This is a genomic window from Pseudoalteromonas sp. MER144-MNA-CIBAN-0113 (assembly GCF_040308965.1).
Lineage (GTDB): Bacteria > Pseudomonadota > Gammaproteobacteria > Enterobacterales > Alteromonadaceae > Pseudoalteromonas > Pseudoalteromonas tetraodonis.
Genome location: NZ_JBEOOG010000011.1, coordinates 41,180 through 66,488 on the forward strand (window position 1 = coordinate 41,180; position 25,309 = coordinate 66,488).

The 25,309-nt window shown below is 40.1% G+C and carries 18 protein-coding genes; 16 read left to right on the top strand and 2 right to left on the bottom strand.

What is annotated here, in order from left to right; all coding sequences use genetic code 11:
* Window positions 1-154: 154 nt before the first annotated feature.
* Window positions 155-1,165 (top strand): alcohol dehydrogenase AdhP, encoded by a 1,011-nt coding sequence (gene adhP / locus AAEY57_RS04605; RefSeq protein WP_016900169.1) that lies wholly within the window; start codon window positions 155-157, stop codon window positions 1,163-1,165.
* A 52-nt stretch (window positions 1,166-1,217) separates the two neighbouring features.
* Here the strand turns inward: adhP and AAEY57_RS04610 are convergent, their stop codons facing one another.
* Window positions 1,218-3,638: a TonB-dependent receptor gene (locus tag AAEY57_RS04610; protein ID WP_350606617.1), complete on the bottom strand. Its 2,421-nt coding sequence runs from the start codon at window positions 3,636-3,638 to the stop codon at window positions 1,218-1,220.
* A gap of 294 nt (window positions 3,639-3,932) precedes the next feature.
* Window positions 3,933-5,204 carry a Xaa-Pro dipeptidase gene (locus tag AAEY57_RS04615; protein ID WP_024601324.1) on the bottom strand — a complete coding sequence of 424 codons (1,272 nt, stop codon included), beginning with the start codon at window positions 5,202-5,204 and terminating at the stop codon, window positions 3,933-3,935.
* 159 nt (window positions 5,205-5,363) lie between these two features.
* Between AAEY57_RS04615 and AAEY57_RS04620 the strand changes: the two genes are divergently transcribed.
* The 15 genes from AAEY57_RS04620 (at window position 5,364) to AAEY57_RS04690 (ending at window position 25,115) form a co-directional block, all read left to right on the top strand.
* Window positions 5,364-7,181, top strand: coding sequence for a DUF885 domain-containing protein (locus tag AAEY57_RS04620; protein WP_024601323.1), 1,818 nt, complete (start codon window positions 5,364-5,366; stop codon window positions 7,179-7,181).
* 96 nt (window positions 7,182-7,277) lie between these two features.
* A complete protein-coding gene (locus AAEY57_RS04625; protein ID WP_016900173.1) occupies window positions 7,278-7,790 on the top strand; it encodes a YcgN family cysteine cluster protein in 513 nt (170 codons plus the stop codon).
* A complete protein-coding gene (locus AAEY57_RS04630) occupies window positions 7,790-8,305 on the top strand; it encodes an RNA methyltransferase (RefSeq protein ID WP_013463320.1) in 516 nt (171 codons plus the stop codon). The genes AAEY57_RS04625 and AAEY57_RS04630 overlap by 1 nt, the downstream gene beginning before the upstream one ends.
* 184 nt (window positions 8,306-8,489) lie before the next feature.
* Window positions 8,490-10,145, top strand: a complete 1,656-nt coding sequence (locus AAEY57_RS04635) for a M1 family metallopeptidase (protein WP_016900174.1) — start codon at window positions 8,490-8,492, stop codon at window positions 10,143-10,145.
* Between the two features lie 237 nt (window positions 10,146-10,382).
* On the top strand, window positions 10,383-12,272 hold the full coding sequence (locus tag AAEY57_RS04640; protein WP_016900175.1) for a methyl-accepting chemotaxis protein: 1,890 nt from the start codon (window positions 10,383-10,385) through the stop codon (window positions 12,270-12,272).
* Window positions 12,269-13,375, top strand: a complete 1,107-nt coding sequence (locus AAEY57_RS04645) for a GGDEF domain-containing protein (RefSeq protein ID WP_016900176.1) — start codon at window positions 12,269-12,271, stop codon at window positions 13,373-13,375. The genes AAEY57_RS04640 and AAEY57_RS04645 overlap by 4 nt, the downstream gene beginning before the upstream one ends.
* Window positions 13,353-13,973: a DsbA family protein gene (locus tag AAEY57_RS04650; protein ID WP_016900177.1), complete on the top strand. Its 621-nt coding sequence runs from the start codon at window positions 13,353-13,355 to the stop codon at window positions 13,971-13,973. Before AAEY57_RS04645 ends, AAEY57_RS04650 begins: the two co-directional genes overlap by 23 nt.
* A 224-nt stretch (window positions 13,974-14,197) precedes the next feature.
* Window positions 14,198-14,950 (top strand): DUF3450 domain-containing protein, encoded by a 753-nt coding sequence (locus tag AAEY57_RS04655; protein WP_016900178.1) that lies wholly within the window; start codon window positions 14,198-14,200, stop codon window positions 14,948-14,950.
* A 10-nt stretch (window positions 14,951-14,960) separates the two neighbouring features.
* Window positions 14,961-16,328 carry a MotA/TolQ/ExbB proton channel family protein gene (locus tag AAEY57_RS04660; RefSeq protein WP_016900179.1) on the top strand — a complete coding sequence of 456 codons (1,368 nt, stop codon included), beginning with the start codon at window positions 14,961-14,963 and terminating at the stop codon, window positions 16,326-16,328.
* Window positions 16,329-16,331: 3 nt separating this feature from the next.
* Window positions 16,332-16,859: a MotA/TolQ/ExbB proton channel family protein gene (locus AAEY57_RS04665; protein ID WP_008111501.1), complete on the top strand. Its 528-nt coding sequence runs from the start codon at window positions 16,332-16,334 to the stop codon at window positions 16,857-16,859.
* A 53-nt stretch (window positions 16,860-16,912) separates the two neighbouring features.
* Window positions 16,913-17,323, top strand: coding sequence for an ExbD/TolR family protein (locus tag AAEY57_RS04670; protein WP_008111500.1), 411 nt, complete (start codon window positions 16,913-16,915; stop codon window positions 17,321-17,323).
* 6 nt (window positions 17,324-17,329) lie between these two features.
* On the top strand, window positions 17,330-17,935 hold the full coding sequence (locus tag AAEY57_RS04675; RefSeq protein WP_008111498.1) for an energy transducer TonB: 606 nt from the start codon (window positions 17,330-17,332) through the stop codon (window positions 17,933-17,935).
* A gap of 37 nt (window positions 17,936-17,972) precedes the next feature.
* Window positions 17,973-19,301 carry a tetratricopeptide repeat protein gene (locus AAEY57_RS04680; RefSeq protein ID WP_350606626.1) on the top strand — a complete coding sequence of 443 codons (1,329 nt, stop codon included), beginning with the start codon at window positions 17,973-17,975 and terminating at the stop codon, window positions 19,299-19,301.
* 310 nt (window positions 19,302-19,611) lie between these two features.
* Window positions 19,612-22,401: a beta-helix domain-containing protein gene (locus AAEY57_RS04685; RefSeq protein WP_008468060.1), complete on the top strand. Its 2,790-nt coding sequence runs from the start codon at window positions 19,612-19,614 to the stop codon at window positions 22,399-22,401.
* An 80-nt stretch (window positions 22,402-22,481) separates the two neighbouring features.
* Complete coding sequence (locus AAEY57_RS04690) at window positions 22,482-25,115, top strand: TonB-dependent receptor domain-containing protein (protein WP_016900182.1); 2,634 nt, start codon at window positions 22,482-22,484, stop codon at window positions 25,113-25,115.
* The last annotated feature ends 194 nt before the right edge of the window (window positions 25,116-25,309 follow it).

Here is a 25,309-nt window from a genome sequence, read left to right on the forward strand (position 1 = left end):
TTAGCTTGGATAAAAAACCACGTTTTACGACTAATGATTGATATAGATTAATATTTAAGCATTTATAGTGGGTTATGTTGCGGGTATGCAACATAACATTGTTGTTTAACGCCTTTGTTAAATAGCATAATTTTTTATAAACGATGGAATGACTATGAAAGCAGCAATAAATACAGAATATAAAGGCAAGTTAGAAATCACCGATTTACCAATCCCAGAGGTAGGTCCTAACGATGTGCTGGTAAAAATAGCCGCTTGTGGTGTATGTCACACCGATTTACATGCGTGTCATGGTGATTGGCCGGTAAAACCAAAAATGCCATTGGTACCAGGTCACGAAGGCGTGGGTGTAATAGAAAAACTAGGCAGTAATATTAAACATTTAGAAGTGGGCGACCGAGTGGGTGTACCTTGGTTGTATAGCGCCTGTGGCCATTGTGAATTTTGTTTAGATGGACGTGAAACCCTGTGTTTATCGCAACATAATACCGGTTACTCAATTGACGGTGGTTATGCAGAATATTGTTTAGCACATGGTGATTACATCATCAAAATACCGGAAGGATTAGGCTTTGCTGAAGCTGCCCCGTTATTCTGTGCCGGCGTAACAACGTATAAAGCATTAAAAGTATCAGATGCAAAGCCGGGTCAATGGGTTGCTATTGTTGGTGTGGGCGGTTTAGGTCACTTAGCGGTGCAATATGCAAAAGCAATGGGCTTTAATGTTATTGCTGTAGATACAGGCAAAGAAAAAATGGCCCTAGCTAAAGAGTTAGGCGCTGATATTACGCTTGATTTTAAAGACGTGGTGCCAAGTGAGGCTATTTTTGAGCAAGTAGGTGGGGCGCACGCTGTTGTTTGTACCGCAGTATCAAAACCTGGGTTTGAACAAGCGTATAAAAGTGTTCGCCGTGGGGGCAAATGCGTATTAGTTGGCTTACCACCAGAAGATATGCCATTGCCAATTTTTGATACTGTGCTAAATGGTGTTTCAGTAGTAGGTTCTATTGTAGGTACACGTAAAGACCTTCAAGAATGCCTTGAATTTGCCGCACAAGGTAAAGTAAAAGCTATCATTGAAGAGAAAAAACTCGAAGATATTAATGAAATTTTCGATGACATGCTCAAAGGTGAAATTAACGGCCGTATAGTTGTTACAATCTAACTATACCAAAATATAGTGCGCACAAACCAACCTGGCTTGTGCGCATTGTATGCTATAGCGTATAACTAAAGCTTAACTTTGCATTTCTTTCCTCACCTGGCATACCGCCTAAAAACATGGCTTTAGAATAGTATTTTTTATTAAACAGGTTATTAATGTTTAATTGCATTTGCCAGTTGTCTGCTTTATAGCTAACTGCAGCATCATACACGGTATAAGCAGGGACGTAGCCGTTATCAATACCGAACGAGCTTGAGTTAGTACTGCGCTTATCAACAAACGTTAAGCCTGCGCTTAAATCTACTGCGTGAGGTAATTCAAATAACGCAGCAGAGTAAGTTACCCATGAGCTAGCAGTTACATAAGGCACGCCTTTTTGGCGAGTATCAAAGCTTGTGCTGTTTGGGTTAGTTTTATCTCTAGCATCTTGATAAACACCGTTGATGTTAACTTTCCATTGATCGTTCAAATACGCATTTAAGTCAATTTCTACACCTTTGGTTTGTTCTTCACCATCAAAGAAGCTCTCCACTACGTTTGGTGCAGACACGCCTGCTTCATAAAGTGGGTTGGCGTACTCTAGGTTTGTACGTGCACTTTCAAATACTACAATTGAAGCCAGTAATTGGTCATCAAACGCTTTAAAACGAAATCCTAAATCGTTACTAACAGATTCTGAGTCTTCTCTATCGGCTTCATTACCAGCAACAGAGCCAAGTACACTGTAGGCAGTACGACCTTTTGAGTGATTTAAAAATAAAGCCATGTCAGCGCTTAATTGATAAGTAGCCCCTAAATTGTACGTTAAACCGCTATCTGAGGTGTTTGCCTCTGGCGTTGGATTTGCGCGGCTTTGACTATAACGTGGGTCAACACCAAAATGCTCGTAACTTTGTTTTATACGATTATGAGCAATCCCAATACGGGTGGTGATTTTATCGTTAATGTAGGCAACATGCTGAAGGCCTAAACCCCATGCCTGTACTTTTTTATTATAATCGCTGGTTTTAAGCGGATCGTAATCATTAAATTCACCCGTAGGCCAATTTGGCTGACGCATATCAAAAATATACGGTAGTGCGCCTTGGTAAATAACTTCACCGGCTTTGTTTTTAATGACCTTATCGGCATCGTAAATAGAATATTGTTTAAAACGAATATCACGATCTTCATAGTTGGCGTTAACCAGTAATTCGTTTTCTATGTTACCGAGCATAAAGTCATAACGTAAATCTAAAAAGTATTGCCATGATTTTTCATCCGCTTCTACTTGGCGGTACTCTTGGCGTCTGGCTGCAAAAGGGTATAACACGTCATCAACAACTAGCGGTGCGCGTGGGTCTTGATTGATCACGCCGTTACGTTTCCAGTAAACGTAGTTGTAAGCACCTGTTTGGCGGGCAAAACTTGAGGTGTTATTACGGTACTGTAGTTGTTGATTAACAAATAAATCATCACTAATGTAATAATTATGGGCTAATTTAAAACGCAGCTCTTCACCTTCGTTATCCTTTGCCATCGGTGATATTATGCCATTGGTGCCAAAGTTAAAGGGTGTTAAACCATCATTGCTTGCCAAAGAGTTAGCTAGTTCATTTCGTTGTGCTTCACTCAATTGTAAGCCACTTGCTGTAGGGTCATTCACTAAATCGGCGCCTGATACTTCACCTGCAGTTAAACCGTTGACCGATTCACTGTTAAAAATACGAATAGGATGGCCGATAGAATCCACAGCAATGGCGTCCTTGATATAGGCTCCCGATAACACAAACGCATGTTGATCATTTAGTACATATTTTAAAGACGAATAAATTTCATCACGTTGTTCTTTTAAATCACGAAAGCCATCGCTAGAGGCGGTTTTTGCCATGACTCGATAAGCTAAGTCGTCTGTTATTGCATTGGTGCTATCGAGTGCCAGAGAATAACTATCCCACTGACCAATATCCATTTCTAAGGTATGTTGTTCGTTAAACTGTGGCTTTTTTTCAATCAGGTTAATCACACCACCAGCACTGCCCATGCCGTATAAACCAGTTGCTGGGCCTTTTAATACTTCAATTGATTCAACATTGGTTAAAGAACGCGTTGGATTAAAGGTATTGCCTAATCCTGCACCACCGTACATGCCATCATAGGTATAATTAGCACCTAAACCACGAATTACTAAATTATCACCAATGCCATAGTTGTTACCGGCTTGCGTTAAACCACTTACATTTCGGATCACATCTTGTAAACTATCAATACCTTGCGATGCAATTAGCGCTTTATCAACAATGACCACGGGTGCAGGGGTTTCCATTAGTGACATATCAGATTTAGTGGCCAAACCTGAGCTCATTACCACTCGGTTTTGTTGCTCGTAAACACTAATACGTTCAATATCGGAATTAACTTGTGACTCGTTTGCCAATGCCAAGTGCGCGTTTAAGCACGCGAGTGTGAGTAGTGAGTATTGAAACCTTTTCATAGAGTGATAACCATTCGCATTTGTTAATTTTCGTGAATGATAATGGTTATCATTTTAAAATAAAATAAAAAGTTCAAACTTTTTTACTTTAATGGGTGTGTTTGCTTGATAGTTATACAATGTGATTTAAAAACAATCACATTTAAAAATATTAACGGGGTATTGCAGTCGCTAGTTGGCTTTACCAAGAGAGAATTTAAATAAAGTATTGATGATTAAATGGGCAGTTTAGCTACATTAGCTAAAAAATTGTTAAGGTTGAGCTAAGCTCAACCTTATAAAGATGTATTGGGTTTACTGCTTGTAAACGACACCGGCTTTCATTACAAAAGGAATACGCTCTAGTGTAGAAATATTTTTAAGTGGGTTAGCACTCACCGCTATAATATCAGCAGCAAAACCAGTTTTAATTTGCCCCAGTTGTGAATCTGCCTTTAGTAATTTAGCACTATTAATGGTCGCGGCTTGAATAGCTTGTAATTCACTCATACCAAATTCAACCATTCGCGAGAACTGTTTCGCATTATCACCATGTGGATAAATAGCCGCATCTGTACCAAATACCATGTTAACCCCAGCTTCAACGGCGCGTTTAAAGCTGTCTCTTTGCTTTTTAGAAACAAGGCGTTCTTTATTTAGGTTCTCTTCATCTACCCCATTTTGCTCACCAAAGCTCAGTGTATATTCAGTATTGTAAATATCCATAGAGAGCCAAGTACCGTGCTTTATAGCAAGCTCAATCGCTTCATCGTCTAAAAAGCTAGCATGCTCTACGCTGTCTACACCGGCTTTAATGGCTGTTTTAATGCCGTTAGTGCCGTGTGCGTGAGCCGCAACAGGTAATTCTCGCATGTGCGCTTCATCCACAATGGCTTTCATTTCTTCAAATGCGTATTGTTGTATGCCCACCTTTGTGCCTTTAGAAAATACCCCACCAGTTGCACATAATTTAATTGCATTAGCGCCATATTTAATATTTTCACGTACTTTAATGCGAACAGCCCATGGGCCATCAGCAACCCCCGAGGCGGTATATTTCATTTCTGGAGGCAAACGATTATTGTCACAGTGTCCGCCAGTAATCCCCAAAGAAGGGCCTGCAGCCCAGATGCGAGGGCCAATAATATCACCTGCATTAATGCCGTCGCGAACCGCAATAACACTAAAGCCTTCTGCACCTAGGTTACGCACTGTGGTAAAGCCGGCTTCTAATGTTTTTTTAGCAAAGTAACTGGCTTTAATAGCCATACGCGGTACTGATTGGCCTATACGTTCACTGCGCGAAACGGTTGGATCGCTGGTTAAATGCACATGCATATCCATCAACCCCGGCATTACGGTGAGTTCAGGTAGGTTAATCAGTTCATCATTACTGGTAAGCGTTGGCTGTTTATTAAATTGGATTTGGCTTATTACACCCTCGTCAATCGCGATTAACGGATTAGCTTTTAGATCTCCAGTTTTTACATCAAGCAAAGCTTTGGCCGATATATAGGTGGTTGCCAGTGTACTTGCGCTGGTTAAGCTCAGTAATGCGATTGATGTAGTTAGTAAATGTTTTTTTATTTTGATCATTTTTATTATTTAATTATTTAAATTTACCTGAATGTAGCAATCATTAGGTATTGAGTAAATTATTTAGCGACAAATCCCACTCACCGTAATTGCTTTATTTAAGGCATTTAAAACCGCATAATTGGCGGGTAAAAACTAACAAGGATCTTTATGAAAGTTATTAAAATAGCACTGGTTGCCAGTAGCGTTATGTTTGCCTTAAGTGGTTGTATGAGCACCAGCTCACAATTAAACACAAATCAGCCAGTCGCGCCTGTAATAAGCGAATTATCAGCACAGCAGCAATTAGATGTGCTCGTTGCCCAGTACTACGATGAGTCATTAACCTTTAATCCCTTAAGCGCCACTTATAACGGTCGCCATGAATTCGATGATCAATTCTTGCCGGTGATATCGCAGGCTAATCGTGATAAAAAAACTGCTTTTTATAAAAAATATCAACAACGTTTAACGCTAATCGATGAATCACAATTAACAGGGCAGGCGCTACTTAACTTTGAAGTGTTATCGCGAGATTTAGCCCTGAAGCTTGAGGGCATGCAATATAAAGATTATTTGTTACCGATTAACCAAATGTCGGGAGCACATAATACCTTTGCTGGATTTGGTTCAGGGCAAAGTGCACAGCCCTTTAATACTGTTGCCGACTATGAGCAATTTATTAAACGTGCTGATGGTTTTGTGAAATGGTTAGCCAGTGTTGAACAATCAATGGCGCAAGGTGTTAAACAAGGCGTGGTATTGCCTATGCCATTGGCTAAAAAATTATTGCCTCAGTTTAAAGTGCACGTAGTAACTAACGCAGAAGATTCATTATTTTATTCACCAATAAAGGCCATGCCCGACTCATTTTCTAATGCACAAAAACAGCAACTCACTGAGCAGTATAAAACGCTTATTTTAGATAAATTAGTGCCCGCTTATCAGCGTATGAGTGAGTTTTTACTCAACGACTATATTCCTCATGCTCGTGATTCTGTTGGTTATGCTGATTTACCTAATGGTAAAGCGTGGTACGAATATCAAATCAAGAAAAACACCACGTTGAGTTTATCAGCAGATGAAATTCATGACATTGGCTTAAGTGAAGTGGCTCGAATTTTAAGTGAAATGAAAACGGTTAAAAATACCGTGGGATTTAAAGGTGATTTAGCATCGTTTTTTGATCATTTACGTGACTCAGATGAGTTTTATTATAAAACAGCTGATGAGTTAATTGCCGCCTATGAAGATATTAAACTAAAAATAGATGCGCGCTTACCGCGATTATTTAATATTGAGCCTAAAGCCCCTTACATTGTTAAAGCAGTAGAAGCGTATCGTGCGCAATCGGCAGCGGGGGCATCTTATGCAGGGCCTGCACCAGATGGTTCTCGTCCGGGTATCTTTTACATTAATGCTTACAACTTAAAAGCGCAGCCTAAATTTTTACTTGAAACGCTATCTATTCATGAAGCAGCACCTGGTCATCACTTTCAAATTGCACTGCAACAAGAAGTAGAAAGCCTGCCCGATTTTCGTAAATTTGGCGGCTACACGGTGTTTGCTGAGGGCTGGGCATTATACGCGGAGAGTCTTGGCAAAGAGCTTGGCTTATTTACCGACCCGTATATGTGGTATGGGCGTCTTAACGATGAGCAGCTAAGAGCTATGCGTTTAGTGCTTGATACAGGCTTTCATGCCAAAGGGTGGACACGTCAACAAGGCATTGACTACATGTTAGCTAACTCTTCAATGGCAAAAAGCGATGTAATTGCTGAAGTGGAACGTTATATTGCATGGCCTGGGCAAGCATTATCGTACAAATTGGGTGAGTTTAAAATTAAAGAGCTTAGAGATTACGCCCACCAGCAGTTAGGCGAGCAATTTGATATTAAAGCCTTTCATACGCAAATATTAATAGATGGCGCATTGCCTATGCCTATCTTAGAGCAAAAAATTAAACGTTGGGTTAAATCTCAGCAGTAACATAATCGCGCAAAGTCATTATTTGAACAGGGATTGGCTTTGCGCGCTTTGCTGCAATACGTTAGAATGCGCGCTCTTAAAAGGCGCGAGAACACCATGTTTGATCAACAATTAGCAAAAACCCAATTTTGGCTTAGCAAAAGTCTCAATGAAATGAACCAGCAAGAATGGGAAGCCATTTGTGACGGATGCGGAAAGTGTTGTTTAAACACCTTTATTGACAGCGAAGACGAAGATGACTTTACCGCCACTGATCAGCTAAGAGAAGGTGAGCAACTTATATTTACCAATATTGTTTGCCAATACCTTGATAACGCAACCTGTGGCTGTAGTGAATACGAAAACCGCCAAACCTTAGTGCCTTCTTGCGTTAAGCTTACCAAAGAAAACCTCAAAGACATTTTCTTTATGCCGCAAAGCTGCAGTTATCGCCGACTTCACGAAGGACGTGGATTAGCAACGTGGCATCCGTTACTTAATAACGGCGATAAAACTAAAATGCACGAGCTAAACATTTCTGTTAAAGATAAAACCGTAAAAGACTGTGACGTAAAGCTAGAAGATTTTGATTTGTATATAGCCGAGTGGCCAACCAAGGATTGCAATTAATGAGTAAATTACAAGCAAGTATTGGCTTAATTAATCCTAAAAGCCCGACCAACGTGGGGGGCGTATTACGCGCCGCAGGTTGTTATGACGCACAGCAGGTTTTTTTTACTGGCAACCGTTATTTAAACGCACAGAAATTTCATACCGATACTAAAAATGTAGTGCAACGTATTCCATTAACCGCTACCGATAATTTAGCATCAAGTAAACCACAAGGCGCTAAAGTGGTGGTGATAGAGCTAATAGAAGGGGCCACTCCCTTGCCTGAGTTTACCCACCCTGAGAACGCATTTTATGTGTTCGGCCCAGAGGATGGTTCAGTGCCAAAAGACGTTTTAAAATGGTGCGATGAAGTTGTTTATATTCCAACCATAGGGTGTATGAATTTAGCAGCAACCTGTAATGTTGTTCTTTATGACCGGCTCGCCAAGCTTGGCGGTATTCAAAGTAGTGATGAAACCATTATCACTTCACGCGATACCAATAATAAAATGAAATGGCAAAAACAACCTTAAATATATTAGCTGTTTAAGGTTTATCCCTTGCTAAATGTAAAATAAAGTAACTAGTTAACTTAAAAAATAAGCAATTCGTCTTTTTTAAACACTATAAATGTAAAACTATGTAATTATATTAAAAAATTATAATTATAAGAGCTTATTATTTATGTTGTTCTTGCACCATGTGATTAGGTGTTACTTGGTTGTTACATTGATATATATACTCAGTGCCTGCACCAGCAAACCTGCAAAATTAGATCCCCTCGTTGCTAATACTGGTCAACCATTATCTAGCGTGGCTCAATCAACCGATGTTATTTTCTATGATCTTAAGTTAGCCGTTTTTCCAGAAGAAAAGCAGATAGCCGGCACAGGGAAAACAGTATTTCGGGTCGTTAAAGAAACTCAGCAAATTGAACTAAAACTCGATAGTCGCTTTAGTATAAACACAGTAACAGTGGCTGATAAGAAAGCCGAATTTCTCCATTCTCATGGTGTGATCACGATTAACTTATATGAAAAAAAGTACCCTGGAGAAGTGGTTGAAGTTGCCATTAACTATTCAGGCAAGCCACATATTGCGCTTAACCCTCCATGGAGTGGTGGTTTTGTATTTAGTGAAACAAACGATGGTAAACCTTGGATAGCAACAGCGGTGCAAGGTGAGGGCTGTGATTTATTTTGGCCTTGTAAAGATCACTTTAGTGACAAAGCCGATAGTATGCGTATACGTGTAACGGTACCCACTGGATTGTATGTTGCCAGTAACGGGGTACTAAAAAATATAACTGTATTACAAAACAAGACTACCGAGTTTGATTGGTTTTTATCTGAGCCTGCGAGTGATTACAACATTGCGCTGAATATTGGCCCATTTGAGCGTGTTCAACAGCAATATACCAGTATAAATGGTACTGACATTCCTGTGGAATTTTGGGTGTTACCTGAAAATAGGCAAAAAGCCAGTAATTTGCTCACCAACGATGTTTATCAACAAATGGCATTTTTTGAATCTGTGTTAGGTCCATATCCATGGGGGCAACAAAAACTTGGCTTTGTAGAAACGCCTCATTTAGGCATGGAACATCAAACGATAAATGCTTATGGCAAAGGGTACACTCGCGACCCTAGTGGTTATGATTGGCTTATTCAGCATGAATTAGCGCATGAGTGGTTTGGTAATTTAATGACACACGAGCAATTGAATGATGCGTGGTTACATGAAGGTTTTGGCTTTTACATGCAACCGTCTTACAGTTTATATACCTTTGGTGAGGCCGCTTATAACCATGCAATGTATAAAGCCTATTTAGGGATAAAAAACTGCCAACCTATTGTTAAAGAGGGTGAGTTAAGCTCAAAAGAAGCTTTTAACTCAGATATTTATGGTAAAGGAGGCTGGACATTACACACTTTGCGTTGGTTAATTGGTGATGAGTTATTTTGGCAAGCAACACGCGAGTTAATCTACGGGAGTAGCGACACGCAAAGTCTCAGTTACCCAATTCAATCGCGATATCGCAACACGCAACAGTTTATTGATATTGTTAATCGCATTACAAAAAAAGACTATAACTGGCTATTTGATGTGTATTTAAAACAAGCTGCATTGCCAACACTAACCATGAAACGTCAAAATAACGTGGCCAATTTATATTGGAGCAAAAGTGAAAAAGATGCGACGCCTTTTAAAATGCCAGTACCCATTTCAATCAATGGCCAGCTTCAAGTCTATACACCAATTGAAGGAGTCATTACCATCAAAGCTAAACCTGTTGATCATATTATTGTTGATCCACAGATGAAGGTACTTCGGCAATTACCGATCACAAGCCAGTGCCAACAAGAAGAATAATTTAGATAAAGCGTTACTATGGGGATAAAATTTATCCCCATAGTGCTTTTAAACACTTATTTATCTAGCTCTGCTAGTCTAAAAATTAAACGCACTGTGGCAAAGTCATCCTTGAAAGAACTAGTTATTTATTATTATTTTTGTTCTTTAATTTCATTGAAATCATATTTGCTAAGACATTCAGTTAAAAATTTGTTAAAAAGACACTGATAATAATGATTAATACTTAAGGTACTTATGTTTAGCTCGCTTAAATTCACCTCCAAAATCACCATTGCTGCATCATTAGTGTTGGTTTTAGTGTTAGGTGTTTTCACCATAAATAATTATTTTTCAATGCGGCATCAAACTCAAGAGCAGTTATCGCTGGTACTAGAGCAAAACTCTGAGTCTGTCTCTAAAAATATTGCAAGCTGGCTAAATAATAAATTAGCGATTGTGATCTCTATCGCAAAAACATACCAAGATGACGATGCCAAGTCTTTAACGCTTTCGCAATTAAATACCGCTGAGCTTGCGGGGGATTTTAAAAATACCTACATAGGTAAATCATCGGGTACATTTATTTTAAATGATCAAAGTGTTGTACTCCCCAGCGATTTTGATGCGACAAGTCGCCCTTGGTATAAATTAGTAGAAAATAAAACAACAACGGCTTTTACAACGCCTTATATCGATGTAACGACCAACGAACTGACAATTTCAGCCGTTGCCCCTATTAATAGTAATGGTCAATTTAAAGGGGTAGCGGGGGCAGATATTGATATGCAAACCATCGCTGAAATTATTGGAGATATTGATTTTTTAGGACTCGGTTATGGTTTTTTGCTTGATAATAAAGGGCAAATATTGAGTCACCCTGATAGCAAATTAAATTCAAAAACAGTCGCTGACTTAATTGGTAAAAATGCACCGTTAGCAAGAGAATTCACCGAGTATCAAGTAGCAGGTGAAACCTCGCTGGTATCCTTTACTAAAATTCGTGGTATTGAAAACGTTGATTGGTATTTAGGTGTAGTAGTTAATAAAGATAAAGCGTATTCAAGTGTTTCTTCGTTTGGGCAAAAGGCAATTGTATTTTTAATTATTGGTATTTTAGTGATTGTTGCGTCACTGGAATTTTTACTGCGTTATTTGATGCGCCCTATGTATCGTCTCAATGATGCCATTAGAGATATAGCGCAGGGTGAGGGCGATTTAACCTGTCGGTTAAGCGTAGAAAACGATGACGAATTTGGTCAATTGAGCAATTCGTTTAATATTTTTATAGAAAAAATCCAAAATTCAATAATTCAGGTTAAATCTTCAACGCAGTTACTGGAAACGGCAGTTGCTAAATTGGTTACGCAGACAGACTCAACATTAACTATGTATGATGACCAAAGTGAGCGCACCAACAGTGTGGCGTCGGCAATTAATCAGTTTTCAGCTACCTCAACAGAAATTTCAACCAGCGCCAGTAATGCCTCGACGCTTGCCAAAGATGCAGATCAATACTGTGCTAAAAATCAACAGACCCTCACAAACAACGTTTCAAGTATTCATCAACTGTCACAAAATATAGAGCAAGCGCAAGAAACCATAAATAGTTTAGACTCGCATACCGCTAATATAGGAAATGTATTGGCAGTAATAAAAGGGGTGAGTGAGCAAACCAATTTGCTGGCTTTAAATGCGGCGATAGAAGCGGCTCGTGCTGGCGAAGCAGGAAGAGGATTTGCGGTTGTTGCCGATGAAGTAAGGCAACTAGCACAGCGTACTCAGCAATCAACCCAAGAAATAGAAAACACCGTCATTGAATTACAAAAAGGTTCAAGCTCTGCCGTTGAACTTATGAAAACCAGTTTAGAAGAAAGTGAAAAAAGTGTTCAGCAAGCGGATGCGGTTGGCGATGTAATGAAACAAATAATTAGTGCGATTAAGCAAATAACCGACGCCAATCATAGTGTCGCTAATGCTACGGATGAGCAAAACCAAGTGGTTAAGTCATTACATAGCGATATTCACGTTATCAGCGACTTATCGATTCAAGGCCAATCAAACCTGAATCTTACTTTGGAAGAGTGTACCAAACTTAAGCATCAATTTAGTGACTTAGAGCGCATGGTTAAAAAATTCAAAGTATGATCAGTAAAACAAAAATAAATAAGCCAAGCTGGCTCAATTTAATCAATATTGACAGCGTTTATAGCTTTGATAAACAACGCCAAGTATTTTCGTTATTTACCATGATAGCGATTGCCTTGGTGTTAATTACCTATTTAGTAATTGCCAATCATCACGTGTATGCACCAATCCTTACTATTGCGTTAATTGTGGTTAACGTAACGATTGTTGGGTGTATTATTTATTTTATGAAAACAAAGCAGATTGATGCAATCGCCCTCATCACATTAGTGATTGTATTTGTGATGTGCTTAGCTTTGGTATACACCGGTGGTAAAGAAAACACTGCTTTATATTGGCTAATGTTTTATCCCGTTGCTGTATTTGCCATACTGGGTGTGAAGTTTGGCGCCTGGTTGAGCAGTGCCATGTTATTGAGCTGTATTGTTATGTTGTATGGCCCTGATATGGGGCAAGTTATTTATGGCGCGGTAGAAAAGACCCGTTTTGTTGCTGCATTTTCGCTGGTGTTAGTGTTTTCGTTTATAGGTGAATACTTTCGTCACCGCAGTCATTTAGCAATTGCTGATATCACCTTAGAGCAAAAACAGCATGCTCATACCGATCAGCTTACCGGGGCGCCTAATCGTCGCTTTATTACCTCACATTTTTTAAAGCTCGCTGCTTCAAGGCCAGAACATTATTTGCCGCTGTCTATTTTACTCATTGATTTAGATAAGTTTAAACAATTAAACGACACCTACGGACATGATTTTGGTGATACGGTTTTAATTGAATTTACTAAGTTATTAGAGTCTCAGTTTCCTGCAACAGCGCTTAAAGCACGTTATGGCGGCGAAGAGTTTGTGGTTATTTTACCGCAACAAACAACCCTTGAGGCCAGCATTTTGGCCAACCGTTTTAGAGAATGTGTGCAAAACCATGTGATGCTAACCGACAAACATCAGCGAGTATCATTAACGTGTAGTATGGGTATTGCTCAGGCTAACAGTGTAGATGATTATAATAATGCGTTAAAGCAAGCGGATCAGTATTTATACAGCGCTAAGGCGCAAGGTAGAAATAAGGTGGTATCTGTACATGATCAGCACGCCTCAGAGTAAATTAATATATGTACACGACCCTATGTGTAGCTGGTGCTGGGGTTATAAACCTACATGGCATGCGCTTGAGGCTGCCTTGGTAAACAAACTTCCCATTGAATACAGAGTGGGTGGCTTAGCTGTAGATACTGACTTGCCAATGAGTCAGGATATGCAGTTGCAACTACAAGCCATATGGCAAAAAATTAGTAGCCAGTTAGGCACAGAGTTTAACTTTGATTTTTGGCGAGACTGCCAACCTCGCCGTTCTACCTATCCCTCTTGCAGGGCCGCTTTAATTGCCCGCAGCTTCAACAAAGAACCACAGATGATAGCGGCAATACAGCAGGCATATTATTTACAGGCACAAAACCCATCGGATGAAGCGGTTTTAATTAAACTGAGCGAAAAAATTGGTTTAGATCCCCGTTTATTTGCTCAACAGTTACACTCTAATGAGCTTAAGCGTCGCTTTGATGATGAGCTTAACTATGTTCGCAGTTTACCTATTCAAGGTTTTCCGTCGTTAGTATTAATACATAACAATCGCGCTTACCCTATAGCTATTAACTACACAGATTGGCGACAAACCCTGATTGAAATACAATCTTACTTGTAAACTTAATCCCACTATTTTCATCCCTGAATTGTAAAATAGGCCAATAAGGCTAATTTATTACCATTGTCATAAAAGCGACTTTTTTACGCAACACGCTTGTCATTTTTAATCTATACACTTTCGCTCATTGAAACTATCTCGCTTTAAATTGTTTTTTTATAAACGAGCTAAAGCGATTAATAAACACTAGCAAATCCGCTAATTAACGAGCAAAGGTGTATACGATGAAAGGCGTTAAACCATTAATTTTAGCTGGTATTGTAGCCGCAAGTGCAGCAGTCCACGCCAATGATTTAAACACGGTAATTGATAAAAGCAGCGAAATTAATAATTTAGCTGCGCAATCACAAACAAAAATAGACAAGATTGCAGATTCAATGCAAGGGCGTTTACAGCAATTTAAAACCCTAAATAAAGAAATAGATGGCCTAGCCGTTTATAACGCACAGCTTACCAAACAGTTAAATAATCAAATAGAAGAGATGGAGTCGATTAATTTATCGATGGATCAAGTATCGATAATTGAACGCCAAATAACCCCTTTAATGCTTCGTATGATCACCGGGCTTGAACAGTTTGTTGCCTTAGATGTGCCGTTTTTAAAGCAAGAGCGTAAGCAGCGCCTTGAATCATTAAATGCAATGATGGCGCGTGCTGATATTTCATCAAGTGAAAAATTTCGTCGTGTTTTAGAAGCTTACCAAGTTGAGGTTGACTACGGACGCACTATTGAGGCGTATACCGCATTACTTGATGTGGATAATAAAGAACGCGAAGTCGACTTTCTACGCATTGGTCGTTTAGAGCTAATTTACCTCACCCGCGATGGTAAACAAGCAGGTAGTTGGGATCAGCAGTCACAGTCGTTTGTTGCGCTACCAGATTCAACCATAAGCCAAATTAATAAAGGGCTTCGCATTGCTCGCAAACAACTTGCCCCCGATATGTTAACACTGCCAATTCACGCTGCAGAATAAGAGGTTTACCATGAAATTATTAACGAAAATGACAAAAATGGCCGTGTTTGCAGCCAGCTTAAGCTTTGTGGGCACCAGTATTGCCGCTGAGCCGATGAATTTAGATGCCTTATTAAAAACCTTAGAGCAGGGTAAATCAGCGCAATCAGAGCAAAATAAACAACGTGAACAAGAATTTGCAGCACGCCAAAATGAACAAGTGCAAATGCTTAAAAACACCCAAGCTAAACGTAACCAAATGCTTAGCGAGTCAGAGCGTTTAGAGACGCAATTTGAAGAAAACGAAATTAAATTGGCTAATCTAACTGATACCTTATCAAAGCGTATGGGTTCATTAAAAGAGCTATTTGGTGTACTACAACAAGTTGCTGGCGATTCAAGTAACAAGTTTGCTACCTCTGTGGTATCGGCACAGTTACCTGGGCGTAGTACTTTTATGGACGAATTGGCGCAAAAAATGGGTTCAACTTCAAAGCTTGCGTCTATTGAAGATATAGAAAAGGTTTGGTTTGAGCTACAACGCGAAATGACCGAACAAGGAAAAGTAAGCCGCTTCAATACTGATGTAATTGTTGACGGTGGCAATAAAGTACAAAAAGAAGTGGTACGTGTGGGTGCATTTAACCTTATTAGTGACGGTCAGTACCTAGAGTATACACCGGCCACCAATACCATTAGCCAACTTACTCGCCAACCAAGCAGCCGCTTTACTGCGACCGCGGCTGATTTGCAGCAAGCAAACACGGGTGTTGTACCGTTTGCGCTTGACCCAACAGGCGGCTCAATTTTAGGTTTGTTAGTACAAGCCCCTGATACCAGCGAGCAAGTTCATCAAGGTGGTGCGGTCGGTTACGTTATTTTAGGCGTTGGTTTATTAGCGTTATTAATTGCGCTAGAGCGTTTTGTATCGCTCATGCTGATGGGTGGAAAAATCCGTCGTCAATTAAAAGACGATACAGCCCGTGATGACAACCCGTTAGGGCGCGTCATGAAAGTGAAAGATCAATACCCAAATGTGGCCTACGACACACTTGAACTTAAGTTAAGCGAAGCCATTTTACGCGAAATGCCAAAAATCACCCGTAATTTAACGCTTATTAAAATTATCTCTGTGGTAGCGCCATTACTTGGCTTGCTCGGTACGGTAACCGGGATGATTAATACCTTCCAAGCAATTACTTTATTTGGTACTGGCGACCCTAAACTAATGGCGGGCGGTATTTCGCAAGCCCTGGTTACTACGGTATTAGGCCTTGTGGTTGCCATTCCAACGGTGTTTTTATACACCTTATTGAATACTCGCTCAAAAGGTTTACTGCTTATTTTGCAAGAACAAAGTGCAGGTATTATTGCCGAGCGAAGCGAGAAAGGAGCCTAAACCATGGTGCTATTGATTGATTCAATCAATGCTATCCGTGATTTTCTCGACACGGGTGGCCAAGTGCTCTTGGTCATTGCCGTGTTAATTTTCGCGATGTGGTTATTGATACTCGAGCGATTTATGTACTTTTTTAATGGCTATCGGCACTACAAAAAAGACGTTAAAAACACCTGGAAAACGCGCAGTGAACGCAACAGCTGGAACGCAGAGCAAATACGTCAAGCCATGGTGTCACGCGCTAGTATGCGATTAAACGCAAACTTACCGCTGATTAATGTGATGGTAGCGCTGTGTCCACTATTAGGGTTGCTTGGCACAGTTACAGGGATGATAGAAGTCTTTGATGTAATGGCCATTACAGGTACAGGCAGTGCACGCTCTATGGCATCAGGTGTGTCAAAAGCAACCATACCGACAATGGCAGGAATGGTCGGTGCGTTATCTGGGGTGTTTGCCTCAACCTATTTACAACGAAAAGCAAAGCGTGAAGTTGAATTGTTGCAAGACACTATGGTGTTAGACCACTAAATAATTATTGAAAAGCGGTGAACATAATCACCGCTTATTCTAGGAGAAATAACATGAGAGCCCCATTAGGTAATTTATTCCAAGAAGACGAAGCAGAAGAAATAAACATGACCCCTATGCTGGATGTTGTATTTATTATGCTTATTTTCTTTATCGTGACAGCCTCGTTTGTTAAAGAAGCGGGTATTGATGTAAACCGTCCAGAAGCGGCAACCGCAGTAAAAAAAGAGCGGGCTAACATATTAGTGGCCATTTCAGATCAAGGCGAAATTTGGATCAATAAACGTCAAATTGATGTACGCGCTGTACAAGCCAACATTGAGCGCTTAAAAGCTGAAAATCCACAAGGCAGTGTAGTTATTCAAGCCGATAAAAAAGCCACCACAGAAACCTTGATAAAAGTCATGGATGCCTCGCGTGCAGCGGGTGTATTTGATGTTTCAATAGCGGCTCAAGAAGGGTAACGAGTGATGCGTTATGTACTTGCGTTAATTATAGCGGGTGTGGTGACCTTTATGCTGTTTTTAGGTATGCAGGCATTGATCACCGGTGGTGAAGGCGCCATGACGGAGCCTGCCAAAGGGAATGTGTTAGATTTTGTCCGTTTGAAAAAAGAAGAAACGGTACAAAAAAAGGAGCGAAAACCACAAAAGCCACCAACACCTAAAGAGCCACCACCGCCAATGGAATCGCCACAAATGCAAAGTAGCGATAACAACGCAGCCAGCAACAACTTTGATTTTGCTGCCAATGTCGATGCGGATGTAAATCTAGCGGGTGGATTAGCGTTAGAAACCAGTGATGGTGAGTATTTACCCATAGTAAAAGTGGCACCAGTATACCCAAGGCGTGCGTTATCGCGTGGCATTGAAGGCTATGTCATTGTTGAATTTACAGTGACAAAGCAAGGCACGGTTAAAGAGCCGCAAGTTATTAAAGCCGAGCCAGAGTCATTGTTTGACAGAGCAGCGATGGATGCGGCCCTTAAATTTAAATATAAACCGCGCGTGGTTAATGGTGAAGCCGTTGAAGTAGCCGGTGTGCAAAATAAAATTTCTTTTCAAATTAATGGTTAATTCTGTTAAGTAAGCAAAGAGTGAACGTGAGGCAATTATGAAATTAAAACTAACAACCAAGCTATTAAAGCTGAGTATGTTGTGCACTGTTGCAATCAGTGCCAGCGTTGTTACACCAAGTGCATTAAGTGTACTTCCGGGTGTAAATTTGGCGACAGTACAGGCCGCTGAACAGCAAAAAACAACACGAGTGCCCGCACTGCGTGAAAAAGTATACAGCCAATTAGCTCGCGCCCAAAAACTTGCGGATGATGGCGACAGTAAAGCGGGCTTGGCTGCGCTTGACAGCATACAAGCGCGCTCATCAAGTATGAACTCTTATGAAATTGCGATGATGCATAACTTTTATGGGTTTATTTATTACAATGAAAACGACCTTGTAAAAGCGATTGCCTCATTTGAAAAAGTGATTGCAGAAGATGGCATTCCAGAAACATTGCGTTTGAGCACGACATTCAGTTTAGCTCAGCTTGCAATGGCTAACAGTGACTATAAAAAGGTGATTGCATTTTTAGACAAATGGGATGCCATTAATACAAAGCCTAAAACTGATGCGTATTATTTATTAAGAGCGCAAACCTACTATCAATTAAAAGACTATGAGCAAGGCCTGAGTTACATTACGCAAGCCATTAACTTAAGTGATAGCGAAGGCAAACAGCCAAAAGAAAACTGGTTAGTACTGCAACGTGCTATGTATTATTCACTTAATCAAACTGACAATGTTGTTGCTGTACTTGAGCGTATGGTAAAGCTTTATAACAAGCCTGAATACTGGGTGCAACTCGGTGGTATGTATGGCGAAACAGGCAAAGAAAAACAACAGCTAGCAATCCTAGAAGCGGCTTATCAGCAAGGATTTTTAACCTCTAAATCTGATCTAAGGCAGCTTGCACAGGTATATTTATACAATCAGCTTGCTTACAAAGCCGCCAGTGTAATGAGTAAAGCGATTGAATCAGGCGTTGCTGAAAAGTCTGCGAAGAATTATGCATTTATCGCAGAAGCCATGGTGCAAGCTAAAGAAGATAATAAATCAGTTAGTTATTTTGCAAAAGCGGCAGAGCTTTCGGAACACGGTAAGTACGATCAACGTATGGCTGAAGTACTTGTTAACTTAGAGCAATTTGAAGATGCCGCTGATGCTGCTCGGTTAGCATTAGATAAAGGTTCACTTGATTTTGAATCCAACGCTTATGTTGCATTAGGTATGGCCCAATACAGCATGCAAAATTTTGATGCCTCTATTTTAGCGTTTGAGCAAGCCGAGAAACACAAAAAATCGCAGCGATTGGCTGAACAATGGATCAAATATGTCAAGCGTGAAAAGTTACACGCGGAAACATTACGCACCGCATTGTTATAATTTGCCAACGCTACTATTGTAATTTAAACGCTGCCAGTTTGATTACAAAACCTGTTTTATAATCGCAACACCAAAACCGCCTTAGGGCGGTTTTTTTCGTTTAAATTTATCATAACAGGTTGTTATTTAAATAAATTACATTGTCATTTTATGTTTATTAAAGTGTAACTGTATTGTCACATAGCTCCCGTAAGGTAGTGCTCGTTGAAAAACTCAAGTGATCTTAAAGCATGACTTTCGTGTTTTAACGTGACTTGGGTTTTTACTTAATGCGCTAATAAAATAATTAAATATCTTAACGGAGTGAACAATGAAATTATCTGGTTTATTTAAGATCAGCCTTTTGGCTTCTGCAATTACACTCGCTGGTTGTGGCGGTGGTGATATTAATATTAATGTTGAAGAAACAGTAGCACCACCTACACCACCTACACCACCAGTGCCAACTGATCTTCCAGGTGAATATAGTCAAAGTCTTTCTACTGAAGCTTCAGCTGCCTTGGGTGGTGAAGTAAAAGTGCAAGTGCTTTCAGGTGAAATCACTGAAGATACGACATTAACGACGGATGCATTTTGGGCATTAGATGGCGCTGTGTTTGTAGGTAAAGATAAAGCAGATAGCGCAACCCTTACCATTGAACCTGGAGCCGTTATTTTTGGTAACAATGGGTCTGATTACTTAGTCGTAAGCCGTGATTCTAAAATTGAAGCGACAGGGACCAAAAGCGACCCTATCATTTTCACATCAAAACAAGATGTAATGGGCGAAACAACAGCCTCTGGACAATGGGGCGGCATGGTTTTACTTGGGAATGGTATTTCAAATAAATGCCCTGCTGAAGGTGATTGTGCACTGCAAGTTGAAGGTGTGGAAGCAGGTGCGGTATTTGGCGGTACTGATAATGCGGATAGCTCTGGTACGTTAAAATATGTTGTTGTTAAAAACGCTGGTTACGAGCTTTCAACCGGTAATGAGCTAAACGGTATTACCTTTGGTGCCGTAGGTTCAGGTACTACCGTTGATTACTTGCAAGTACATAATAACTCTGATGACGGTGTTGAGTTTTTCGGTGGTGCAGTTAACTTAAAGCATGTTGTTTTAACGAGCATCGACGATGACAGTATTGATTGGGATAACGGTTATCAAGGTAAAATGCAGTTTGTGTATGTTGAGCAAGATAAAAATTCGACTGATGCTAACCGCGGTATTGAAGCCGATAACGATGGTAAAACGCCATCAAAAGAGCCTAAGTCTTTGCCTATTATTTCAAACTTAACCATTATTGGTAATAACTTTAAAGGTGAAGATGAAGCCGAAGGCATTTACCTGCGTGAAGGTACCGGCTTACATTTATATAATTCAGTGATCACAGGCTCTGATGAAATGGGCGAGTGCTTAGAATTAGAAGGTATTGCGCTGGATGATAACGGAGATGCATTATTCTCTGATAGTGAAACCGTTAATAATGCTAATGATGGCACTATTTTGATGCAAAACACCTTTATGTCATGTACCAATGGTGAGAATTTTAAAGATCCAAAAGGTGCTGACGGTTCTACGTTGCTTGCGCTTGAGTCTTGGTTTAGTCAACAAACAGGTAATGTGATCAACGACAAGCCTATGCTTGGTGTGAATGGTCAACCAATTGCTGGTTCGCCACTACTAGGTGCAGGACAAGATGTTGCTAATACGGTTGATGCCTTCTTTGATACGGTTGATTTTGTCGGTGCTCTAAATGATTCTGACGATTGGCGTGAAGGTTGGGCATTTGGTTATGGTGGTGGAGAAGTGACAGCACCTGCTGCAGTTGCTGGTTGTCCTGCAGGTACTACTTCAATTTCACCAGCGGATAACGTAACGACAACATGTGAAATATCTGGCCGTATAACGTCAGACTTAACATTAACAGCGGGTAACTTATACGCAGTTGATGGCGCTGTTTTTGTTGGTAATGATAATGCTGACTCTGCAACTCTAACTGTCGAGCCTGGCGTTACTGTTTATGGTCGTAACGGTAAAGATTATATTGTCATTAGCCGTGGCTCTAAAATTGAAGCCAACGGTACTAAAGATAAGCCTATTTCATTTACTTCAAGTCAAGATGTTGCTGGTCAAGCAACGGCAGCAGGTCAATGGGGCGGTTTAGTACTACTAGGTAATGCGCCATCTAATAAATGTCCAGAAACAGGCGAGTGTGCGCTACAAGTTGAAGGTGTTGAAGCCGGTGCTGTTTTTGGTGGTACTGACACTGCAGATAATTCTGGAACATTACGTTATGTTCGCGTTATGAATGGCGGCTACTTACTGTCACCTGGTAATGAAATTAACGGTATTACGTTTGGTGCTGTGGGTTCTGGTACTACTGTAGAGTATTTACAAGTTCATCAAAATGCTGATGACGGTGTTGAGTTCTTTGGTGGTAATGTGCAGGCTAAATACCTTGTGCTAACTAGTATTCAAGATGACAGCATCGATTGGGATAATGGTTTCCAAGGTAAGCTTCAGCACATCCTTGTTAAGCAAGCTGCAGATAACTCAGATGCTAACCGTGGTATAGAAGCCGATAATGACGGTAAAACACCATCTAAAATGCCTAAATCAAATCCAATGATTGCTAACTTAACCATTATTGGTAATACCTTTAAAGGTGAAGATGACGGTGAAGGCATGTACTTCCGTGAGGGAACGGGTGCGCAAATCTATAACACGATTGTAACAGGCCCAGTAGGCATGGGTGAGTGTCTAGAGGTTGAAGGTATTCCAGTAGATGAAAATGGTGCACCAATATTTACTGAAAGTGAAACAGTTAAAAATGCACAAGATGGCACCTTAACGATTAAGTCATCGGTTATCGCCTGTTCTGAGAACTTCAAAGACCCAAGTGGTGTTGATTTTAGCGTAGAAAACTGGTGGACAGCGACGTTAGGTAACTTAGTAGCATCAGGACAAACTGACGTAGTTAATGGTATCTATACTATTGATATAACAACTCCTACAGATGTAAACGCTGTAGATAGCTTCTTCGATACTACATCACATATTGGTGCTGTATCGAGTGATAATGACTGGACAGCTGGCTGGACAGTAGGTCTGGAATAACACAGTAAGAATGGGTGCTAGCACATAGTACTAGTACCTTTTTTAACACTTTCTGTAACTTATTTCAGATAGAGGTAAACATGAAACAGTTTTCTAAAAAGTTTTGCTTATCCACACTTTCCGCAGCAATTTTATGTAGTTTAAGCGTTTCAGCACATGCTGCTGAAGCCGAAGATGAGGCTGTACTTGAGGAGGTTGTGGTTAGCGCAAGTCGTTTAAAAGGCACTGCAACAGCCGTGCTTGAAGAGCGAAAACAACAAGCATTTGTTGCCGATATTATGGGTGCTGACCAAATATCCCGTAGTGGCGATAGTGATGCGGCATCTGCGTTACGCCGTGTAACGGGTTTAACTTTAGTCGATGGTAAATTTATTTATGTACGTGGTTTAGGTGAGCGCTATTCAAGTACTCAGTTAAATGGTGCAGCAGTGCCAAGTCCTGATCCGACCCGCTCAGTCATCCCGCTTGATTTATTTCCATCAGGAATTATTGAAAGTTTGTCTGTGCAAAAGTCTTATTCTCCTTCTATGCCAGCCTCTTTTGGTGGTGGTAATGTGGATATACGCTTAAAAAGCATTCCAGACCAATTTGTTTTTGATGTATCAGGTCAGCTTGGTTATAACACCAATAACTTTGATGATGGCATTGAGTACAATGGCGGCTCGAATGACTGGTATGGTGTTGATGATGGCACCCGTGAAATACCAGATTCAATCATGGATATTTATAACTCTGGGCAATCATTAGATGATCTCACACCAGAGCAAAGTCGTGCTTTAGCACTTGATTTAAACCGTGATTATGACCCGCAAGCAACAAGTGTAAACCCCAATACTAAGTTTACAGCAACACTGGGTAATAGTTTTGAGTCAGGTGATTGGCGTTACGGCTTTTTATCAGCGGTTAGCTATGATAACAAATATTTTGTTGGCGAAGAGTACCAAGGCGAAGACTTCCGTTTAGGTGAGAACAGTGCTGCTATGGTGCGTGGTTACGATAAAATCATTGCCACTGAGCATAATGTGAAAATGTCTGGAATGGTAAACTTTGGTATTGAGTATAATAATGCTCATCGCATTGACCTTAGTACGCTGATTTTACGCGACACCGAAGATAAAATTCGTGATCGTCTAGGTATTGATGAGAATAATAACCAGTCTGATAATAAGCGTATTCGTTCTTACGATGTAAGGTATGAAGAGAGAGAGTTAATAGTAAACCAAATCAAAGGCATGCATACATTCGATTTTCTTAACTATGCAGGTTTTGATTGGAAATACTCAAACGGCCGCTCAAACCGTTATGCACCAGGAAATATGCAGACGCGGTTCATTGTAAATGATGCAAACGAAGATGGTAATTATGATTTAGTTAATGAAATCGCATTAACCAATGCCACAACGGCTGCTCGTTATACATTCCAAGACCTTAATGATGAAGTAGAAAACTACGGGTTTAATTTTACTTTTCCAATCATGTTAGATGGTTTGGATATAGAATTAAAATCAGGTGCTGATTATGTCTCTAAAGAGCGCTCAGCTTCGAATCGTCGCTTTGACATAAACACTCGCGCATTTAAAGACCTTGATTTAAATGGCAATGAGCTGAATACGATTCTTTCTGATGATGCAATAGCTAACGCAGAACTAAATCTACCCATACTTAATGATACAACGTTTGCAGGTGATGATTACCGCTCAGCACAAAAAACAGATGCTTATTATTTTGAAGCTGATTTTTTCTTCAATAATAAATGGCGTTTGACAGGTGGCTTACGTTGGGAAGATTTCAGGCAAGTGTCAGTGCCACTTGACCCGTTTACTGGTGGCTTAGATCCTTCAATCGATTATGATGATTTAGGTAACTTAGCGTTTCAAGAAGATGATATTTATGGTGCGCTTGCATTCACTTATATTCAGGACGACCAAACACAATGGCGTTTAAGCTACGGTGAAACGGTTGTACGTCCTGATTTACGTGAGATATCTGAATCTACTTACATTGATCCGTTAACTGAATATCCTGTTGGCGGTACGCCTGGATTACGTACAACGCAAATCAAAAATTACGATTTCCGCTGGGAAAACTACTTTGATACTGGTGAAAACTTCTCTGTTGGTCTGTTTTATAAAGACATGATTGATCCAATTGAGTCGGTGCAATCTCCTTCTCAAGATGGACCGCCACTTGTACGTATTGCCAATGCTGAAGATGGCTATGTTGCCGGCGTTGAGTTTGATTATCTTAAAGATTTCACTTTCTTAGGTGGTTTTTGGCAAGATGTATTTATGAGTGGTAATGTTACACTCAGTGATTCTGAGATAAACCTAGACCGTCAAGCTATTGTTGATCAAACTGGTGTATCTGCGGCGATCACTAATACTAAACGTCGTTTAACGGGACATTCTAAATATGTTGTGAATATGCAGCTTGGCTATGATGCACCATCAGGTGAACATGCTGCAACATTGGTTTATAACGTATTTGGTGAGCGTATTATTATCCCTGGTATAGAAGGGCAAGATGATTGGATGGAACAGCCATTCCACTCAGTTGATTTGAATTATACTTACTACCCTGATTTTAACTCAAGTATTAAGTTTAAAGTGCTTAATATTTTGGGGCAAAAATCAGAAATTGAATCTGCTGGTACGCTAACTCGCTCAAAAGAAAAAGGGACTGAGTTCTCTGTTGAGTACAAATATCAGTTCTAATTCAAAATAGCCTAGGAAGGCGAATATAAAAACTTACAATAATTGCCCTACCTTGTGTAGGGCTTTTTTTGTGCCGTTATTAATTTCAGAATTAAAAAAAGCATATGAAATAATTTTAAGTTAGCTGTTATTGACTAGTTTTGCAGGGTATAGGGTGCTAGATTAACTGTTCTAAAAATTAAATCTCACGCAAT

What these genes read in the sequence shown, in the direction of transcription:
- adhP (WP_016900169.1), top strand. Translation starts at nt 155, where the DNA reads ATGAAAGCAGCAATAAATACAGAATATAAAGGCAAGTTAGAAATCACC.
- AAEY57_RS04610 (WP_350606617.1), bottom strand. Translation starts at nt 3,638, where the DNA reads ATGAAAAGGTTTCAATACTCACTACTCACACTCGCGTGCTTAAACGCG.
- AAEY57_RS04620 (WP_024601323.1), top strand. Translation starts at nt 5,364, where the DNA reads ATGAAAGTTATTAAAATAGCACTGGTTGCCAGTAGCGTTATGTTTGCC.
- AAEY57_RS04625 (WP_016900173.1), top strand. Translation starts at nt 7,278, where the DNA reads ATGTTTGATCAACAATTAGCAAAAACCCAATTTTGGCTTAGCAAAAGT.
- AAEY57_RS04630 (WP_013463320.1), top strand. Translation starts at nt 7,790, where the DNA reads ATGAGTAAATTACAAGCAAGTATTGGCTTAATTAATCCTAAAAGCCCG.
- AAEY57_RS04640 (WP_016900175.1), top strand. Translation starts at nt 10,383, where the DNA reads ATGTTTAGCTCGCTTAAATTCACCTCCAAAATCACCATTGCTGCATCA.
- AAEY57_RS04645 (WP_016900176.1), top strand. Translation starts at nt 12,269, where the DNA reads ATGATCAGTAAAACAAAAATAAATAAGCCAAGCTGGCTCAATTTAATC.
- AAEY57_RS04650 (WP_016900177.1), top strand. Translation starts at nt 13,353, where the DNA reads ATGATCAGCACGCCTCAGAGTAAATTAATATATGTACACGACCCTATG.
- AAEY57_RS04655 (WP_016900178.1), top strand. Translation starts at nt 14,198, where the DNA reads ATGAAAGGCGTTAAACCATTAATTTTAGCTGGTATTGTAGCCGCAAGT.
- AAEY57_RS04660 (WP_016900179.1), top strand. Translation starts at nt 14,961, where the DNA reads ATGAAATTATTAACGAAAATGACAAAAATGGCCGTGTTTGCAGCCAGC.
- AAEY57_RS04665 (WP_008111501.1), top strand. Translation starts at nt 16,332, where the DNA reads ATGGTGCTATTGATTGATTCAATCAATGCTATCCGTGATTTTCTCGAC.
- AAEY57_RS04670 (WP_008111500.1), top strand. Translation starts at nt 16,913, where the DNA reads ATGAGAGCCCCATTAGGTAATTTATTCCAAGAAGACGAAGCAGAAGAA.
- AAEY57_RS04675 (WP_008111498.1), top strand. Translation starts at nt 17,330, where the DNA reads ATGCGTTATGTACTTGCGTTAATTATAGCGGGTGTGGTGACCTTTATG.
- AAEY57_RS04680 (WP_350606626.1), top strand. Translation starts at nt 17,973, where the DNA reads ATGAAATTAAAACTAACAACCAAGCTATTAAAGCTGAGTATGTTGTGC.
- AAEY57_RS04685 (WP_008468060.1), top strand. Translation starts at nt 19,612, where the DNA reads ATGAAATTATCTGGTTTATTTAAGATCAGCCTTTTGGCTTCTGCAATT.
- AAEY57_RS04690 (WP_016900182.1), top strand. Translation starts at nt 22,482, where the DNA reads ATGAAACAGTTTTCTAAAAAGTTTTGCTTATCCACACTTTCCGCAGCA.